This window comes from Paenochrobactrum glaciei (genome assembly GCF_039522165.1).
GTDB classification, from domain to species: Bacteria; Pseudomonadota; Alphaproteobacteria; order Rhizobiales; family Rhizobiaceae; genus Paenochrobactrum; species Paenochrobactrum glaciei.
In genome coordinates this window covers 878,552-895,880 of record NZ_BAAADE010000001.1, presented here as the reverse complement: position 1 = coordinate 895,880, position 17,329 = coordinate 878,552, and the positions used below count along the sequence as shown (strand labels likewise).

Below are 17,329 nucleotides of genomic sequence, written 5' to 3'. Positions count from 1 at the left end.
GGTGTCGTTACGCTGCAAGGATGAAAGCGCTACGCATTTGCTTTAAGCTGTGAAGGGGAGAGAAAGTGTACTGACCGTCGTGGCGAGGGGGAAGGGCCACAACGGTCGTACTCTCAAGTCGCCTATTTCCCGAAAGGGGTGGGGGAAATGGCTTTGGTCAGCTTTAGTTGGGGGGAAAGCTGACGATCAACAGTGTGTTGATGACAGTGAATTCACCATGGAATCATGTCCTTTCAAGGGCGAAATTGCGAAATTTCATTGTCGCTTTGGGTGCTTTTGCGAAAAATATAATCATATGCGTGGATGGGGCGTGAAGATCATCAAGGATTTATTTCTTTTCACGTCCGTTTGCTTTAAGACTTTGAACCATGAAAAAAGGCGATCATTTATTTCTCATCGACGGTTCGGGTTATATTTTCCGGGCTTATCATGCTTTACCACCGCTGACGCGCAAATCTGATGGTTTGCCGGTTGGCGCGGTGTCGGGTTTCTGCAACATGTTGTGGAAGCTGTTGAAAGACGCCCGCGACACGGATGTCGGTGTGGTGCCAACGCATTTTGCGGTGATTTTTGATTATTCGTCGCAGACCTTCCGCAAGGATATTTATCCGGAATATAAAGCGAACCGTACCGCGCCGCCGGAAGATTTGATCCCGCAATTCGGGCTTATCCGTCAGGCAACACGCGCTTTCGATCTGCCTTGCATCGAAAAAGAAGGCTTTGAAGCAGATGATCTGATTGCCACTTATGCCCGTCAAGCCACTGAGGCCGGCGGTGATGTGACCATTGTTTCATCAGATAAAGATTTGATGCAGCTCGTCTCACCGCAGGTGTGGATGTATGACGGTATGAAGGATAAGCAGATTGCTATTCCGGAAGTGATCGAAAAATGGGGCGTGCCGCCGGAAAAGATGATTGATCTGCAATCATTGACCGGTGACAGCACCGATAATATTCCGGGCATTCCGGGGATCGGGCCGAAAACGGCAGCCCTTCTTTTGGAGGAATATGGCGATCTGGATACTTTGCTTGCACGCGCCGGTGAGATTAAACAGAATAAACGCCGTGAAAATATTATCGCTTATGCCGATCAGACCAAGATTGCTCGCCAGTTGGTGACATTGCGCACCGATGTGCCGGTGGAGGTTGATCTGGATGCTTTTGTGCTGGAGCCGCAAAACGGGCCAAAGCTCATCAGCTTCCTGAAGGCAATGGAATTTACCACGCTGGTTCGCCGTGTCGCAGAAGCAACCGATACGGATGCGTCTGCTGTTGAGCCATGCCATGTGGAAACCGAGTGGGGCGCTGATGCGCGCGGGCCTGATCTGGATTTAGGCACAGCAGAAACACCATCAGCTAGTGCAGACACTGTTGCATCGGATGTCAATGGTGCGCCAGCTGCGGCAGGTGGCAAAGCGTCCGATTTGGTGGCATGGCGCACAAGCCAAGCACTGGCGCAAAAGATTGATACATCGTCTTACACCTGTATCCGTGATCTGAAATTGTTGGAAAGCTGGCTCGACGAAGCGCTTGAAAAAGGCGTGATGTCGTTTGACACTGAAACCAATTCGCTTGATCCGATGCAGGCTGATCTGATCGGTTTTTCCATCGCACTTGAAAGCGGCAAAGTCGGCTATGTGCCATTGCAGCATAAGTCCGGTCAGGATGACTTGCTGGGCGGCGGGTTTGTGGAAGGTCAGATACCCTTTGATGCTGCGATCAAAGCGCTGAAAGTGGTTCTCGAAGATAAATCTGTGCTGAAAATTGCACAGAATATGAAATATGACTGGCTGATTATGCGCCGCTACGGCGTCAATATCGTGTCTTTTGATGATACGATGTTGCTGTCTTATGTGCTTGATGCCGGTGCCAATGCGCATGGCATGGATGCACTGGCTGAACGCTGGCTTGGTCATAAAACCATTGTCTATAAAGATGTCGCAGGCACTGGCAAAAATGCTGTCACCTTCGATATGGTCGATCTGGACAAAGCAACTGCTTATGCCGGTGAAGATGCCGATGTGACATTGCGTTTATGGCAGGTGTTGAAGCCACGCCTGATTGCTGACGGACTGACTTCCGTTTATGAGCGATTGGAGCGCCCGCTGGTGGCTGTTTTAGCGCGGATGGAAGAGCGTGGCATCTCGGTTGACCGGCAGATATTGTCGCGTCTTTCGGGTGAACTGGCGCAGGCAGCCGCCGGATATGAAGAAGAAATTTACGAGCTGGCGGGTGAAAAGCTCAATATTGCTTCACCAAAACAGCTTGGTGATATTCTGTTTGGTAAGCTTAATTTGCCGGGTGGCGCTAAAACCAAAACCGGCCAATGGTCAACATCGGCGCAAGTGCTGGAAGATTTGGCCGCTGAAGGTCATGAATTGCCGCGCAAAATTGTTGATTGGCGTCAGCTGACCAAGTTAAAATCCACCTATACGGATGCGCTTCCCGATTTTATCAATCCGCAAACCAAGCGCGTGCATACATCTTATTCGATGGCTGCCACTACCACTGGGCGCTTGTCGTCGTCGGATCCGAATTTGCAGAATATTCCGGTGCGCACCAGTGAAGGCCGCAAAATCAGAACCGCTTTTGTCGCTGAACAAGGCAGCAGGCTGATTTCTGCCGACTATAGCCAGATTGAATTGCGCGTTCTTGCTCATGTGGCAGATATTCCGCAGCTCAAACAGGCTTTTGCCGATGGTATTGATATTCATGCCATGACGGCATCGGAAATGTTCGGTGTGCCGGTGGAAGGTATGCCTTCAGAAGTGCGCCGCCGCGCCAAAGCGATCAATTTCGGCATCATCTATGGTATCTCGGCTTTCGGCCTTGCCAACCAGTTGTCGATCTCGCGTGAAGAGGCCAGCCAATATATTAAAACTTATTTCGTGCGTTTTCCTGGAATTCGTGATTATATGGATGCGACCAAGGAATTTGCGCGTGAGCATGGTTATGTCGAAACGATTTTCGGCCGCCGCGCGCATTACCCTGAAATTAAAGCGTCTAATGCGCAAATTCGTGCTTTTAACGAGCGCGCTGCCATTAATGCGCCTATTCAGGGCTCTGCTGCTGATATTATCCGCCGTGCGATGGTGCGCATGGAAGATGCTCTTGATGCGGCGGGTCTGTCGGCACGGATGCTTTTGCAGGTGCATGACGAATTAATCTTTGAAACCCCTGAAGAAGAGGTGGAAAAAACCATACCGGTGATCCGCGATATTATGGAAAACGCTGCCATGCCGGCTGTGTCTCTTTCGGTTCCGTTACAAGTAGATGCGCGTGCAGCGCATAACTGGGATGAGGCACACTAAGCATGAGCAAGGTTGACCGCGGGCGCTGTACCCTTTAGGGAGAACGCAACCAATTTGTTTTCTGTGTCCGTCGTGCCAAGGCGATCTTTGCGTCCCGGATGTGGAATTCTTTTTTCGAAAGTCATTCATGTCCCTGCCTGAAACAATCGCTCCGGCCCTGTCCGGCGCTCTTGCCGCTCGTGGTTATGCCTCGCTTACTGCCGTTCAAACGGCAGTATTGGCACCCGAAGCGGCCGATACCGATCTTTTAGTCTCCGCCCAGACGGGCTCCGGTAAAACTGTTGCATTTGGTATTGCCATTGCTGCCCAGCTTTTGGGTGGTAAAGATCGCTTTGATGCGCCGCGCACACCATTGGCAATGATTATTGCTCCAACCCGTGAACTTGCCTTGCAGGTGCGCCGCGAACTGGAATGGCTCTATGCCCAGACCGGTGCGCGTATTGCTTCTTGTGTTGGTGGTATGGATATCCGCTCCGAGCGTCGTGCTCTGGAACAGGGTGCACATATCGTGGTCGGAACACCTGGCCGTCTGCGCGATCATATCACCCGCAACGCGCTTGATATGTCAACGCTGCAAGCTGTTGTGCTTGATGAAGCCGACGAAATGCTTGATCTTGGTTTCCGTGATGATCTGGAATTCATTCTGGATGAAGCACCGGAAGACCGCCGCACGCTGATGTTCTCGGCAACGGTTCCAAGACAGATTGCAACTTTGGCCAAGCGCTTCCAGCGCGATGCTTTGCGCATCACTGCTGCCGGTGAAGCCGGTCAGCACGTTGATATTGAATATAAAGCCATGGTTGTGCCGCCGCATGAGCGCGACCATGCTATCGTCAACACGCTGCTTTATTATGATGCACAGAACACCATTATTTTCTGCGCAACCCGTGAAGCGGTGAAGCATCTGGCAAGCCGTTTGTCGAACCGTGGCTTTGCAGTGGTGGCGCTTTCGGGTGAATTGAGCCAGGCTGAGCGTAACAACGCATTGCAATCCATGCGTGATGGCCGTGCCCGCGTTTGCGTTGCAACCGACGTTGCAGCGCGTGGTATCGATTTGCCAAATCTGGATCTGGTGATCCACGCAGAATTGCCGACCAACCCTGAAACCTTGTTGCACCGCTCCGGCCGTACCGGTCGTGCGGGTCGTAAGGGTACTTGCGTTCTCGTCGTGCCTTTTTCCCGCCGTCGTTCGGCTGAGCGTCTGTTGCAAATGGCAAAGCTGAGTGCCGAAACAATGCCTGCACCAGGTATTGCTGCGGTTCAGGCCAAAAACAACGAACGCATTCTCAATGAAGTTGCTGAAGTTGAAGCTTTGGATGAAGAACATAGCGATGTTCTGAAAGCCTTGCAGGAACGCTACACACCGGAGCAGATTGCGGCAGCTTATCTTGCCCGCGAATTGTCATTGCGTCCTGTGCCGGAAGAATTGTCTGATGCACCGATCCGTCCATTGGATGGCCGTCGCGGCAATGATCGTTTCGACCGTGGTGATCGTAATGATCGCGGCGATCGTGGTGGCCGTGGCGAACGCGGTGAGCGTGGTGACCGTTTTGGTGGTGAACGTCAGGAACGCGGCCCTCGCTTTGATGGCGTGTGGTACTCGCTTTCAGCTGGCCGTAAACACCGCGCCGATCCGCGCTGGTTGCTGCCTTTGATTTGTAAGGCCGGTAATGTCAGCAAGCGTGATGTTGGTTCGATCCGTATTCTCGACAACGAAACCCGCTTTGAAATTCTGACCGAAAAATCCGGTGAGTTTTTCCAAAATGTGCAAGATCACGGCACTGGTGAAAAAGGTCTGGTTATTCGTCAGGCAACTGATGGCGGCGGTGCAGCACCTCGCCGTGATGACGGTGATTTCAAGCCGCGTGGTTTCAAGCCTAAGGGCGACCGTTTCGGTGGCAAACCATCGTTTGATGGCCCTAAGCGCGGTGGCTGGGATAAGCCAAAGGGCGGCAAAAGAGACGGTGAAGGCTCCTTCAAAAAGAAGCCACGCCGCGACGCTTAAAAGTCGCATATTAAAATAATAAAAAGCCCGTCCGGTATATTCCCGGCGGGCTTTTTTGTTGCTGTCTTTTTAGTCTTGAGACTGCTTTTGCCTCAAACCAGTTACCGTTTGGGGTGATGTTCAGGCATAAAAAAACCGGAGCAGTGGTGCTCCGGTTTACTATTTTTATGTGTGTTTAAGTTAAGCTTAAACGTCCAGATTGGCGACATTCAGCGCATTGGTCTGAATGAATTCGCGGCGTGGTTCCACTTCATCACCCATCAATCGGCTAAACAGGCTGTCTGCGTCAGTTGCATCCGTGACTTTCACCTGCAACAGCGAACGTGCATTCGGATCAAGGGTTGTTTCCCACAGCTGCTCGGCATTCATTTCGCCAAGACCTTTATAACGCTGCAAGCTCAAACCCTTGCGGCCGGTAGCAAAAACAGCATCCAGAAGTGCCAGCGGGCCGGAGATTTCTTCGCTCTTGTCTTTACGACGCAAAACCGGCGGCTCAGCATAGACTTCCTTCAGGCGCTCGGTGAGGCGGTCGATCTGACGCGCATCAGCTGAACCAATCAGGCTCATGTCGAGGATGAGAACATCTTTAACGCCGCGCAATGTACGCTCTAGACGATAGCCGCCATCTTCATGGATATGGCCTGACCAGCCACGTTCGGTATCTTCTGCAATCAGATCAAGACGTTTGGCAATGGCATCCGCAGAGGCCTGTGTTTTTTCGTCATTGGCAACGGATTCAGGGTTGAGAACACCGGCAATTGCCGCCTGTTCCACAACGCGCTGATCGTAGCGTGTATGCAGTCCTTGCAACAGTTGACGCAGCATGCGGGCATCTTCGATCACATTTTTCAGATCGTGACCTGCGCGCACTTCGCCGCCCTTCAATTCAAGGGATGCTTCTTCAAGACCTGTTTCAATGAGGAAGTCCTCAAAGGCGGCTTCGTTCTTGATATATTGCGAGCTCTTGCCGCGCGTTACTTTGTAAAGCGGTGGCTGGGCAATGTAGATATGACCGCGTTCGATCAATTCCGGCATCTGACGGAAGAAGAAGGTCAAAAGCAGGGTTCGGATATGCGCACCATCGACGTCCGCGTCAGTCATGATGATGATTTTGTGGTAACGCAATTTGTCCGGATTGAACTCATCCTTACCAATCGACGTGCCGAGCGCTGTAATCAGCGTTCCCACCTGATCGGAGCCGAGCATACGGTCAAAACGAGCGCGTTCCACGTTGAGGATTTTACCACGCAGCGGCAAAATCGCCTGATTTTGACGCGAACGGCCACCCTTGGCAGAACCACCAGCAGAATCACCCTCAACGATGAAGATTTCTGACTTGGCAGGATCACGCTCCTGACAGTCGGCCAGCTTGCCCGGCAGCGAGGTGATATCCAGCGCGCCTTTGCGGCGGGTAAGATCACGCGCTTTGCGTGCTGCTTCGCGTGCTGCTGCTGCCTCGACAATCTTGCCCATCAGCAATTTGGCTTCGGTCGGATGTTCTTCCAGCCAGATCGAAAGCGCTTCATTGACGAGGCTTTCAACAACAGGGCGAACTTCGGATGAAACCAGCTTGTCTTTGGTCTGCGATGAGAATTTAGGATCCGGCACTTTTACAGAAAGAACAGCGGTCAAACCTTCACGGCAATCATCGCCGGTGAGGTTTACTTTTTCTTTCTTGGCAATGCCGGAGCTTTCCGCATAACCGGTCAGCTGACGGGTCAGCGCACCACGGAAACCAGCCAAGTGGGTGCCGCCATCGCGCTGCGGAATATTGTTGGTAAAGCACAAAACCCGCTCGTGATAGGTATCATTCCACCACATCGCGACTTCAACGGTCATACCGTCTTTTTCGCTGCGGATATAAATCGGCTCTTCAATGATCGGCTTTTTGCTCTGATCAAGATAGCGCACAAAAGCCTGCAAACCACCATCATAGTGGAGTTCTTCCACACGATGATCGGCAGGGCGTTTGTCGGTCAGAAGAATACGCACACCGGAATTGAGGAAGGCCAACTCGCGCAGACGACGTTCCAGTGTTTCATAGTCAAATTCAACCATGCTGAAGGTTTCAGTCGATGGCAGGAAGCTGACCTCTGTGCCTTTTTCATCGCCCGCATCGCCGGTAATAATCAACGGCGCATCGGCCACACCATGGGTGAAACTCATTTCGTGAATTTTGCCGGCACGACGGATTTTGAGGCGCAGCCAAACCGACAAAGCGTTAACAACCGATACACCCACACCGTGGAGACCACCGGAAACTTTATAGGAGTTCTGGTCGAACTTACCGCCCGCATGAAGCTGGGTCATGATAACTTCGGCAGCAGAAACGCCTTCTTCTTTGTGGATGTCGGTCGGGATACCGCGGCCGTTATCGGTGACGGTGCAGGAACCGTCAGCATTCAGCGTAACTGTTACCAGTGTTGCATGGCCGGCTAGCGTTTCGTCGATGGCATTATCAACGACTTCATACACCATATGGTGCAGGCCGGAACCGTCATCCGTGTCGCCAATATACATGCCAGGACGTTTACGCACGGCATCGAGGCCTTTGAGCACCCGGATAGAGTCAGCGCCATAATCCGGAGTTGCTTCAGGGGTCATCTCTGGTGTCTCGGTCATGAAAAACTTTCGATTATCTGTTACGATAATGGTTTCAGGCGCATCTTTTAAAGGCCGCACCAAAAACCTTGTGTCGAATCATACGACATATATGAATTCAATATAGGCTCTCGCGCCGTTTTCTCCAAATTTATAGCCACGATTTAAGTGGATTTCTCATCACTTTTAGCGTGTTTTTTGATGATTTATGCTTCTTTTCAACAAAAGCACTCTTATGCCGCTCAAAACCTCAACGGCTGACTATTTCAGGGCATGAAAAAAGCCCCGTGAAGGGGCTTTTAAATTTTAGCAATTGCCGATTATGCGAATAGTCTTTTTGCGTGCCAGCGCAAATGATCATCCATGAATGTGGAAATGAAATAATAAGAATGATCATAGCCTTCGCGCATATTGAGCGTCAGCGGAATATTGGCTTTTTTGCAGGCTTCTTCCAAAAGCCAAGGGCGCAGGCCATCATCCAGAAAGCCATCGGCAGTGCCTTGGTCGATGAGCAGTTCCGGCACACGGTGCCCGTCTTCGATCAACAACGTACTGTCATAAGCACGCCATTGCGCCGGATCATTGCCCAAGTATTTCTCAAAGGCCGGTTTTGACCATCCGGCTGTTGAAGGTTGGGCAATGGGCGCAAAGGCTGAAACCGATTTAAAGCGGCCGGTATTTTTAAGCGCGAGGGTAATGGCACCATGGCCGCCCATCGAATGGCCGAAAATGCTCTGTCGGGTCAGATCAACAGGGAAGTTCTGTTCGATCAGTGCAGGCAGTTCTTGGCTGATATAGCGCTCCATCTGATAGTGCTTATCAAAAGGGGCTTGGGTGGCATTGAGATAAAAACCGGCACCTTGGCCAAACTGCCAATTGTCTTTTTCATCCGGCACATCCTGGCCGCGCGGAGACGTGTCCGGGCAGATGATTGCTAGCCCAAGTTCTGCGGCCAGACGGCGATATTCGCCTTTATCCATCACATTTTGATGGGTGCAGGTGAGGCCGGAAAGATACCATAAAACCGGCACAGGCCCTTGCTCTGCTTGTGGTGGCAGAAAAATTGCAAAAGTCATATCGCATTGGCAGGCTTCACTTTTATGGCGATAAACGCCTTGCGTGCCGCCAAAGGCTTTGGCTGTTGAAATGGTTTCCATAAATTTTCCTCCAAAGCAAAAATTATATGAGAAGAAGCGCCGTTTCAGTTAAAGAAATGGCGCTGCTTGATTGTTGTCAGGCCTTTGAGACAAAGCGCATGTCGATATGCGGAATGCCATCTTCCAGATATTCATCTGAAATAGGCACAAAGCCAAACGAGCCGTAAAATTTGCGCAAATAGCTTTGCGCACCAAGCTCTATGGCCGCATGAGGAACGCGCTGTTGTGCAAATGCAAGCGCTTCTTCAAGCAGGCGATTGCCAAACTTGTGGCCGCGATAATCCGGTGCCACCACAACACGCCCGATTTTCACAGGCTTGCCGGTTTGTTCAGGCGGCAACACACGCAAGGATGCGGCCAATACACCATCATGCATATCACCATCCAGAATGCGCAAATGAAATGCGTCATAATCTTTACCGTCTATTTCGGGGTAAGGGCATTTTTGCTCAACCACGAAAACGTCCACGCGCAGCTTCAGCATGGCATAAAGTGCGCGCGGGGAAAGATTATCGATTTCATCCCAGCGGGAGATGAAACGGGCTTCGCTCATCAGAATGTGATGACCGAACGGATGGATTTGCCTTCATGCATCAGATCAAAGGCGGTGTTGATCTCATCCAGCGGCATTTTATGGGTGATGAGATCATCAATGTTGATCTTACCTTCCATGTACCAATCAACGATTTTCGGTACATCGGTGCGGCCGCGCGCGCCACCAAAGGCGGTGCCTTTCCAGACGCGTCCGGTAACAAGCTGGAACGGACGGGTGGCGATTTCCTTGCCAGCTTCCGCCACGCCGATGATGATTGATTCACCCCAGCCGCGATGGCAGCATTCCAGTGCCTGACGCATCACATCTGTGTTGCCAGTGGCATCAAAGGAATAATCCGCACCGCCGTCGGTTAAGTCCTGAATGGCCTGAACCACTTTATCATTGCCGATTTCACGCGGGTTGATGAAGTCTGTCATGCCGAATTTTTTCGCCATTTCGACTTTAGCCGGATTGATGTCGACACCGATGATCTTGTCGGCACCCACCATGCGCGCGCCCTGAATTACATTGAGGCCGATGCCGCCAAGGCCGAACACCACAACATTGGAGCCCGGGCGGACTTTTGCGGTGTAAATCACTGCACCAATACCGGTGGTAACACCGCAACCGATATAGCAGATTTTATCGAATGGTGCGTCTTCACGCACTTTTGCCAGCGCGATTTCCGGCAAAACAGTAAAGTTGGAGAAGGTCGAGCAGCCCATATAATGGAAGATTTCGCCGCCATCGCAGGAGAAGCGCGTGGTGCGATCCGGCATCAGGCCCTGACCTTGGGTGGAGCGGATGGAGGTGCAAAGATTGGAGCGCTGTGACAGGCAGGTTTTGCACGAGCGGCATTCCGGTGTGTAAAGCGGAATGACATGGTCGCCCGGTTTCAAAGTCGTGACGCCTGCGCCCACTTCACGCACGATACCTGCGCCCTCATGGCCGAGAATGGCAGGGAATTTTCCTTCAGAATCAAGGCCGGAAAGCGTGTAGGCATCGGTGTGGCAGACACCGGTTGCCATGATTTCCACCAGAACTTCACCCGGTTTCGGGCCGCCTATTTCAATGGTTTCGATGGTCAGCGGCTTGTTTGCTTCCCATGCCACAGCTGCGCGTGATTTCATCTTTGTTTCTCCTCGCGGGTTCCTGATATTTTATTTTAAATAGCTGCGGATGATCCGCATAATCTGGTCAATTTCGGCTTCAGCTTTTTCCAGAGGCAGCGCACCTGCATCTGTGCTTGCAGCACCAAAAGTTTCACGCAAATGGCTTTCCAGCACTTCGGCCATCAATCCGGTGGCAGCACCGCGCAGTGCTGCCAGTTGCTGCAACAATGCACCGCATTCCGTGCCGGCTTCTACCGCACGCTCCAGTGCTTCCGCCTGACCTTTAATGCGGCGCAGACGGGTGATGACGCGTTTTTTCTCTTCCGGTGAATGCGGCATGATGTTGAAGCCTTTCAAAGCTTGATAGCTAAAAACTATATACTATGGGGGAGTATGTCAATAATACTGTTTACCGGTGTTGCAGACTGGACAAGTTTGGCCAAACTGGTGCAGAGCTTTTGTTTATCGCTTTTATTGGCGCCTTAACCGGCGAGTAAAAAATGAGATAGGCATTTTCATTGCGAAGCTTACCCGAATTACCAGTTACCCATGTTTTGCCCGCTTTGGATGCCGCGATGGAGCGCAGCAATAAACATGTGCTGGTAGCGCCTCCCGGCGCTGGTAAAACGACGTTGGTGCCTTTGCACTTTTTGCATCAAAACTGGTCTGGCACGGATAAGATCATTGTGCTTGAGCCGCGCCGTATTGCAGCTCGCGCGAGCGCTAAACGCATGGCGCAGCTGCTCGGTGAAGAGGTCGGGCAAACGGTCGGCTACCGGATGCGTCTTGAAAATAAGACAAGCGCTTCCACCCGTGTGCTGGTGGTGACGGAAGGTGTCTTCGCGCGCATGATCTTGGAGGATCCTGAACTCAGCGGCGTTAAAGCGGTTTTGTTTGATGAGTTTCATGAGCGCAGTTTAGACGCGGATTTCGGTCTTGCTCTGGCATTGGATGTGCAGGCAGCTTTACGTCCGGATTTGAAAATTCTGGTGATGTCGGCAACGCTTGACGGTGCGCGGGTGGCAGCACTTCTTGGCGATGATGCGCAGGTGATCAAAAGCGAAGGGCGAAGCTTTCCCATCGATATTCGCTATCGTGAGCGCAAACCACAAGAGCGCGTGGAAGATGCCGTTGCGCAGGCTATTCGGGATGCGCTTTTTGATGAGGCTGGTAGTATATTGGCCTTTTTGCCGGGGCAGGGCGAAATTGAACGGGTAGCCCGTTTGCTGGAGCCGCATCTTGGCGCAAACATTATGCTGTGTCCGCTTTACGGGGCGATGGAGGGTCGTGATCAGGATGCCGCGATCAAACCTTCGCCTGAAGGAAAACGCAAAATTGTACTGGCAACATCAATTGCTGAAACCTCGCTGACCATTGATGGCGTGCGTGTGGTGATTGATAGTGGTTTAAGCCGTGTGCCGCATTATGAACCGGCAACCGGTTTGACCCGCCTTGAAACCGTGCGTGCCTCGCGTGCGGCGGCCGATCAGCGGGCAGGACGTGCAGGACGAACAGAACCCGGTGTTGCTATAAGGCTGTGGCATCAGGGGCAGACAGCGTCTTTGCCGCCCTTTAATACGCCGGAAATTCTCGAAGCGGATTTGTCCGGCCTGTTGCTTGATTGTGCTGCATGGGGTGTGAGCGATCCGGCTGATTTGCAGTTTTTAGATCAGCCACCGCGCGCAGCCCTTAATGAAGCACGTAACCTGCTGATGGAACTGGGAGCATTGGACGGCGATGGTCGGTTGAGCGTAGATGGTCAAGCGATGCGCGAACTGGCTTTGCCTGCGCGCCTTGCGCATATGGTAGCAAAAGCCAAACAACGCGGTGAAGGTTTGTTTGCGGCAGAATTGGCGCTTCTTTTGACTGAGCGCGGCCTTGGTGGCTCCGATATTGATCTGGAAGAACGGTTTCGTAAATTTAAACATGATCGCTCTGACCGCGCCCAACGCGCCAAACAATTGGCTAAACGATTAGGTGGAACGTCAACTGGCGAGACATCGACGATCGGACGCTTATTGCTGGATGCTTATCCTGATCGCCTGGCAAGGGCGCGTGGCGCTGCGGGACAATTTGTGCTGGCCAATGGTCGCGGCGGCGAAGTGGATGGGGTATCATCTTTGTCCAAAGCATCATGGTTGGTGGTGGCCGATTTGACAGGGCGCGCTGAGCGCAGCCGCATATTGGCAGCGGCAGAAACCAGCGAAAGTGAAATCCGGCAGGTTTTAGGCCATAAGATCAAAACCGGCAGACAAGTGCTTTATGATGCAGAAAAAAACAGTCTGCGCGCCCGTGAAGCTACACGTATTGGCCAATTTGCCCTGCAAGAAAAGCAAATGGCTGCTCCTTCCGGTGAAGAGGCGGATTTAGGTGTTGTTGAGGCCGTGCGTCAATATGGATTGCAGATTTTGCCATGGGGCAAAGAGGCTGAAATTTTACGCCACCGTTTAGGCTGGCTTTATCAGGGCTTGGGCGAGCCGTGGCCTGCCATGGATGATGCGTCGCTGATCGACAGGCTGGAAGATTGGTTATTGCCGTTTTTAACCGGCGAAGCACGGCTTGATAAAATACCGCTTCATGTCATCAGCAATGGTTTACGCTCGCTGGTGCCTTATGATTTGCAGCGTAAGATTGATGCACTGGCACCGGTTAGTTTTGAAGTGCCGACAGGCTCTAATATCACGATACGTTATGATGCCGACCAGCCGGTAATTGCTGTGCGGGTGCAGGAATTATTCGGGCTGACAGTGCATCCTGCCATTGCCGATGGTAAAGTGCCGCTGGTGCTGGAACTATTGTCGCCGGGGCATAAGCCAATCCAGATCACCCGCGATTTACCACGTTTTTGGGCGGGATCTTGGGCAGATGTGCGCGCGGATATGCGTGGCCGTTATCCCAAACATGTCTGGCCGGAAGATCCTGCCAATGCTGCGCCGACACGCCGCGCCAAGCCGCGCGGACAATAGGCGGGGACGGAAAACGAAGCGGCAGGACTTACCTTGATTTAAAACTTGCCTTATAGGGTCAACAAAAATTGGTACGGAGTGGTCATGCACACAGATTTTCACAGCCGCGCTTCGAGCCAGTCACGTCGTCCGCGCCTGACCACATTGGTGCGTATCCGCTGGCTGGCCATCGCCGGACAAACCGCGGCAGTGATGTTTGTGGCGCTTTATCTGCGCTTTCCGTTTCCGGTCGGTATTTGTTTTGCGCTGATTGCCCTTTCCGCATGGCTTAATTTGTTTTTGGGTTTCCGTTATCCGGTCAGCCATCGTCTGAACCCGACTGCGGCCAGCATTGTGCTGGGCTTTGATGTGTTGCAACTGGCAGGGCTGTTATATCTGACCGGCGGTTTGCAAAATCCGTTTACGATTTTGATGATCGTGCCGGTGATTATTTCGGCCACATCGCTGCCGACACGCCATACCATCGTGCTTGGGCTATTGGTGACGCTGTGCACGAGCCTTCTCACCTTCTATCACCTCAATTTACCGTGGTATCCGGATACGGTACTGGAATTGCCGTTTCTATTGGTGGCAGGCATTTGGAGCGCGGTGATCTCCACGCTTGGCTTTACAGGCGTTTATGCTTACCGGATTGCAGAAGAAGCGCGCCAGCTTGGCGACGCATTGGCGGCAACCGAGCTGATTTTGCAGCGTGAGCATCATTTGACAGCGCTTGACGGTTTGGCGGCCGCTGCCGCACATGAGCTTGGCACACCTTTGGCAACCATCGCGCTGGTGGTTAAGGAAATGCAGCGTTCGCATTCCAAAGATGAAGGGCTTGTTGACGATATCAGCCTGCTGCAATCACAAACGCAGCGTTGCCGCGAGATTTTGCAGCGCCTGACCAGCCTTTCATCTGAAAATGAAGAGCATATGTCGCGTATGCCGCTTTCGTCACTGATTGAGGAAGTGGTGGCACCGCATCGCCATTTCGGCATTGATCTGGAAGTGGTGTGTCAGGAGGGTGCAAAGCCTGAGCCGGTGGTGCGGCGCAATCCGGGGCTGCTTTACGGCCTTGGCAATCTGATTGAAAATGCGGTGGATTTTGCCCGTGAAAAAGCAATTGTTTCATGGAGCTGGAGTGAAACGGAAGTGCGCGTCATCATTCAGGATGACGGGCAGGGGTTCAAACCGGAAATTCTGGAGCGAATCGGTGAGCCTTACACAACCAGTCGTGAGAGCGGCCATAGTGGCGGTGGTTTGGGATTAGGGCTCTTCATCGCAAAAACGTTACTGGAGCGCTCCGGCGCGCATATAAGTTTCCATAATCGAAGCAATCCGGGGCAGGGCGCGGAAATCCGCGTGGTGTGGTCGCGTGATATTTTGGCCGGAAATGTGAAATAAATACGGTTCGCAAGCATTTTTTTGAATTGCTTATTTGACTTTTTGCCGCAGGGCTACAATAAGGAAACAAAAACCGAGTAGGAAAAACCTGATGGACGAATTGAATCAGGACGACAGTGAAGTAATCGGCATCGATCCTTCTCTTCTTCTGGTCGATGACGACAAACCGTTTTTGCAACGCTTGGCACGCGCCATGGAAAGCCGTGGCTTCGACGTGACAACAGCAGAATCGGTTGAAGAGGGTATTGCAGCTGTGAAGGCCGCTGCACCGGCTTATGCCGTTGTGGACATGCGCTTGGGTGACGGTAATGGTCTCGATATTATCGAGGCGATTCGTGCCAAACGCGCCGATACACGGGCAATTGTTCTCACCGGCTATGGCAATATTGCCACCGCTGTGAATGCAGTGAAACTTGGTGCGATTGATTATCTCTCCAAGCCTGCCGATGCGGATGAGGTTTTTGCTGCTCTGACACGCAAACCGGGTGAAAAAGTGATTCCACCCGAAAACCCGATGTCTGCCGACCGTGTCCGTTGGGAACATATTCAGCGTGTTTATGAAATGTGCGAGCGCAATGTTTCTGAAACAGCGCGTCGTTTGAATATGCATCGCCGTACTTTGCAGCGTATTCTGGCCAAGCGCGCCCCGCGCTAAAGACTGCCGCCAGTGATGATGAAACATGTGAAATCAGTCTGACGGACTGGTTTCACTGATGGTTATCTTAAAAACTCTCAGTTGAATTAAAGAACGACAGGCTGAAATGCTGTTGTCTTTAAAAAATCTATTCCCTCGCAAAGGTTAATAAGTATAGTTAATGAAAGTTTAACTATATTGATTGCACATTGGCGTTAACAAGCAAGGTCGGTTCAAAAGGGGAAGCGGCTTGTTCTTTGGGGGAATTCATGAATTTCAAATCATTGCAAATACCCGTTGCCGTTATTCTGACCGGATTTTTGGGAGCATGTTCCACGAGCGGTTCGCCTTTTCAGGCAAGCGCTTCATATCCGGCGGTTAAAGATGCGGGCTATACGCTGCCTGCTATCCCTAAGGATAAAATTCCTGAGCAATATCGCCGCCAGACAGTGACTTATAAAACGTCACAAAAGCCGGGCTCGATTGTTGTCGATACCAAGGACAAGCATCTTTATTATGTGCTGCCGGACAATAAAGCCGTGCGCTATGGTATTGGGGTGGGGCGTGAGGGCTTTGGCTGGTCAGGCACGGCACGCGTTGCTGCCAAGCGTGAATGGCCGACATGGACACCACCGGCGCCGATGATCAAGCGCCAGCCGGAATTGGCAAAATATCGCAATGGTATGGGCCCGGGCTTGAAAAATCCGCTCGGCGCGCGCGCTCTTTACCTGCACAACAAAAATGGTGATACCGGCTATCGTCTGCATGGCACACCGGAATGGTGGTCAATCGGTAAGGCAATGTCTTCCGGCTGCATTCGTTTGATGAACCAGGACATTATGGATCTTTATGATCGCGTCGATAAAGATGCGCAGGTCACAGTTCTGTAAGCGCGAGCAGTAAAGTTGAAAATAAAAAAAGCCGCATGAGACAAAGTTTCATGCGGCTTTTTGATATTGATAGAACAATCAGATCAGATTGCTTCGACCTGCAAAACTTCCGGCACAAAGTGCTTAAGCAAGTTCTGAATACCGTGCTTCAGGGTAGCGGTTGAAGACGGGCAACCGGCGCAAGCACCCTTCATGTGCAGATATACAACGCCGTTTTCAAAGCCGCGGAAGGTGATGTCGCCGCCGTCCTGCGCAACAGCAGGGCGTACGCGGGTTTCCAGCAATTCTTTGATAGTATCGACAATTTCACTGTCGCCTGCATCAAAAAATTCATCGGCACTGTGGTCGGTGGCCGCAGGAGCGCTGACGCCAGCCATCACAGGCGCGCCGGACATGAAATGCTCCATGATCGTGCCGAGAACCGCAGGTTTCAGATGCTGCCACTCAGCATCATCTTTGGTGACGGTGATGAAGTCATAACCGAAAAATACGCCGGTAATGCCAGGAACCGCAAAGAGTTTGGCAGCAAGCGGAGACGCATCGGCTGCGGTCTCTGCGCTGCGGAAATCTGCAGTGCCCTCAGGCATGACGACTTTGCCCGGGAGAAATTTCAAGGTCGCCGGATTTGGCGTTGTTTCTGTCTGGATGAACATTTCGTTCTCCCGCGTTGGGCAGTTTTCAAGCTTTTTTAAAAGCGCTTAAAGCTGCAGAAAGAGATTATCGGGATATAATGGC

The 17,329-nt window shown here is 52.0% G+C and carries 12 protein-coding genes; 6 read left to right on the top strand and 6 right to left on the bottom strand.

Annotated features, from left to right (window positions below; translation table 11 throughout):
• Positions 1–368 precede the first annotated feature (368 nt).
• On the top strand, positions 369–3,311 hold the full coding sequence (gene polA / locus ABDZ76_RS04235; protein ID WP_343801753.1) for a DNA polymerase I: 2,943 nt from the start codon (positions 369–371) through the stop codon (positions 3,309–3,311).
• A 127-nt stretch (positions 3,312–3,438) separates the two neighbouring features.
• The gene (locus tag ABDZ76_RS04230; protein ID WP_343801749.1) at positions 3,439–5,316 is read left to right on the top strand and encodes a DEAD/DEAH box helicase; all 1,878 of its coding nucleotides are present in this window, start codon (positions 3,439–3,441) and stop codon (positions 5,314–5,316) included.
• A gap of 186 nt (positions 5,317–5,502) precedes the next feature.
• On the opposite strand, the gene gyrB is transcribed toward ABDZ76_RS04230, so the two are convergent.
• The 5 genes from gyrB to ABDZ76_RS04205 all read right to left on the bottom strand — a co-directional run bounded on the left by gyrB (position 5,503) and on the right by ABDZ76_RS04205 (position 11,060).
• On the bottom strand, positions 5,503–7,938 hold the full coding sequence (gene gyrB / locus ABDZ76_RS04225) for a DNA topoisomerase (ATP-hydrolyzing) subunit B (protein WP_343803058.1): 2,436 nt from the start codon (positions 7,936–7,938) through the stop codon (positions 5,503–5,505).
• Between the two features lie 299 nt (positions 7,939–8,237).
• Positions 8,238–9,074 carry an S-formylglutathione hydrolase gene (fghA, locus tag ABDZ76_RS04220; protein ID WP_343801746.1) on the bottom strand — a complete coding sequence of 279 codons (837 nt, stop codon included), beginning with the start codon at positions 9,072–9,074 and terminating at the stop codon, positions 8,238–8,240.
• 76 nt (positions 9,075–9,150) lie between these two features.
• Complete coding sequence (locus tag ABDZ76_RS04215; RefSeq protein WP_343801743.1) at positions 9,151–9,627, bottom strand: GNAT family N-acetyltransferase; 477 nt, start codon at positions 9,625–9,627, stop codon at positions 9,151–9,153.
• Entirely contained in the window at positions 9,627–10,739 is a 1,113-nt protein-coding gene (locus ABDZ76_RS04210) for an S-(hydroxymethyl)glutathione dehydrogenase/class III alcohol dehydrogenase (RefSeq protein WP_343801740.1), read from the bottom strand. Before ABDZ76_RS04210 ends, ABDZ76_RS04215 begins: the two co-directional genes overlap by 1 nt.
• Before the next feature lie 30 nt (positions 10,740–10,769).
• Positions 10,770–11,060, bottom strand: coding sequence for a metal/formaldehyde-sensitive transcriptional repressor (locus tag ABDZ76_RS04205; RefSeq protein ID WP_343801736.1), 291 nt, complete (start codon positions 11,058–11,060; stop codon positions 10,770–10,772).
• Positions 11,061–11,239: 179 nt separating this feature from the next.
• Here ABDZ76_RS04205 and hrpB point away from each other — a divergent pair, with 179 nt between their 5' ends.
• The 4 genes from hrpB to ABDZ76_RS04185 all read left to right on the top strand — a co-directional run bounded on the left by hrpB (position 11,240) and on the right by ABDZ76_RS04185 (position 16,594).
• Positions 11,240–13,687 carry an ATP-dependent helicase HrpB gene (hrpB, locus tag ABDZ76_RS04200; protein ID WP_343801733.1) on the top strand — a complete coding sequence of 816 codons (2,448 nt, stop codon included), beginning with the start codon at positions 11,240–11,242 and terminating at the stop codon, positions 13,685–13,687.
• 84 nt (positions 13,688–13,771) lie between these two features.
• The gene (locus tag ABDZ76_RS04195; RefSeq protein ID WP_343801730.1) at positions 13,772–15,070 is read left to right on the top strand and encodes an ActS/PrrB/RegB family redox-sensitive histidine kinase; all 1,299 of its coding nucleotides are present in this window, start codon (positions 13,772–13,774) and stop codon (positions 15,068–15,070) included.
• A 91-nt stretch (positions 15,071–15,161) separates the two neighbouring features.
• On the top strand, positions 15,162–15,725 hold the full coding sequence (locus ABDZ76_RS04190; RefSeq protein WP_343801727.1) for an ActR/PrrA/RegA family redox response regulator transcription factor: 564 nt from the start codon (positions 15,162–15,164) through the stop codon (positions 15,723–15,725).
• Positions 15,726–15,973: 248 nt separating this feature from the next.
• Positions 15,974–16,594, top strand: coding sequence for a L,D-transpeptidase (locus ABDZ76_RS04185; RefSeq protein WP_343801724.1), 621 nt, complete (start codon positions 15,974–15,976; stop codon positions 16,592–16,594).
• 83 nt (positions 16,595–16,677) lie between these two features.
• On the opposite strand, the gene ABDZ76_RS04180 is transcribed toward ABDZ76_RS04185, so the two are convergent.
• Positions 16,678–17,247 carry a NifU family protein gene (locus tag ABDZ76_RS04180; protein WP_343801721.1) on the bottom strand — a complete coding sequence of 190 codons (570 nt, stop codon included), beginning with the start codon at positions 17,245–17,247 and terminating at the stop codon, positions 16,678–16,680.
• Positions 17,248–17,329: the final 82 nt, after the last annotated feature.

What these genes read in the sequence shown, in the direction of transcription:
- polA (WP_343801753.1), top strand. Translation starts at nt 369, where the DNA reads ATGAAAAAAGGCGATCATTTATTTCTCATCGACGGTTCGGGTTATATT.
- ABDZ76_RS04230 (WP_343801749.1), top strand. Translation starts at nt 3,439, where the DNA reads ATGTCCCTGCCTGAAACAATCGCTCCGGCCCTGTCCGGCGCTCTTGCC.
- gyrB (WP_343803058.1), bottom strand. Translation starts at nt 7,938, where the DNA reads ATGACCGAGACACCAGAGATGACCCCTGAAGCAACTCCGGATTATGGC.
- fghA (WP_343801746.1), bottom strand. Translation starts at nt 9,074, where the DNA reads ATGGAAACCATTTCAACAGCCAAAGCCTTTGGCGGCACGCAAGGCGTT.
- ABDZ76_RS04215 (WP_343801743.1), bottom strand. Translation starts at nt 9,627, where the DNA reads ATGAGCGAAGCCCGTTTCATCTCCCGCTGGGATGAAATCGATAATCTT.
- ABDZ76_RS04210 (WP_343801740.1), bottom strand. Translation starts at nt 10,739, where the DNA reads ATGAAATCACGCGCAGCTGTGGCATGGGAAGCAAACAAGCCGCTGACC.
- ABDZ76_RS04205 (WP_343801736.1), bottom strand. Translation starts at nt 11,060, where the DNA reads ATGCCGCATTCACCGGAAGAGAAAAAACGCGTCATCACCCGTCTGCGC.
- ABDZ76_RS04195 (WP_343801730.1), top strand. Translation starts at nt 13,772, where the DNA reads ATGCACACAGATTTTCACAGCCGCGCTTCGAGCCAGTCACGTCGTCCG.
- ABDZ76_RS04190 (WP_343801727.1), top strand. Translation starts at nt 15,162, where the DNA reads ATGGACGAATTGAATCAGGACGACAGTGAAGTAATCGGCATCGATCCT.
- ABDZ76_RS04185 (WP_343801724.1), top strand. Translation starts at nt 15,974, where the DNA reads ATGAATTTCAAATCATTGCAAATACCCGTTGCCGTTATTCTGACCGGA.
- ABDZ76_RS04180 (WP_343801721.1), bottom strand. Translation starts at nt 17,247, where the DNA reads ATGTTCATCCAGACAGAAACAACGCCAAATCCGGCGACCTTGAAATTT.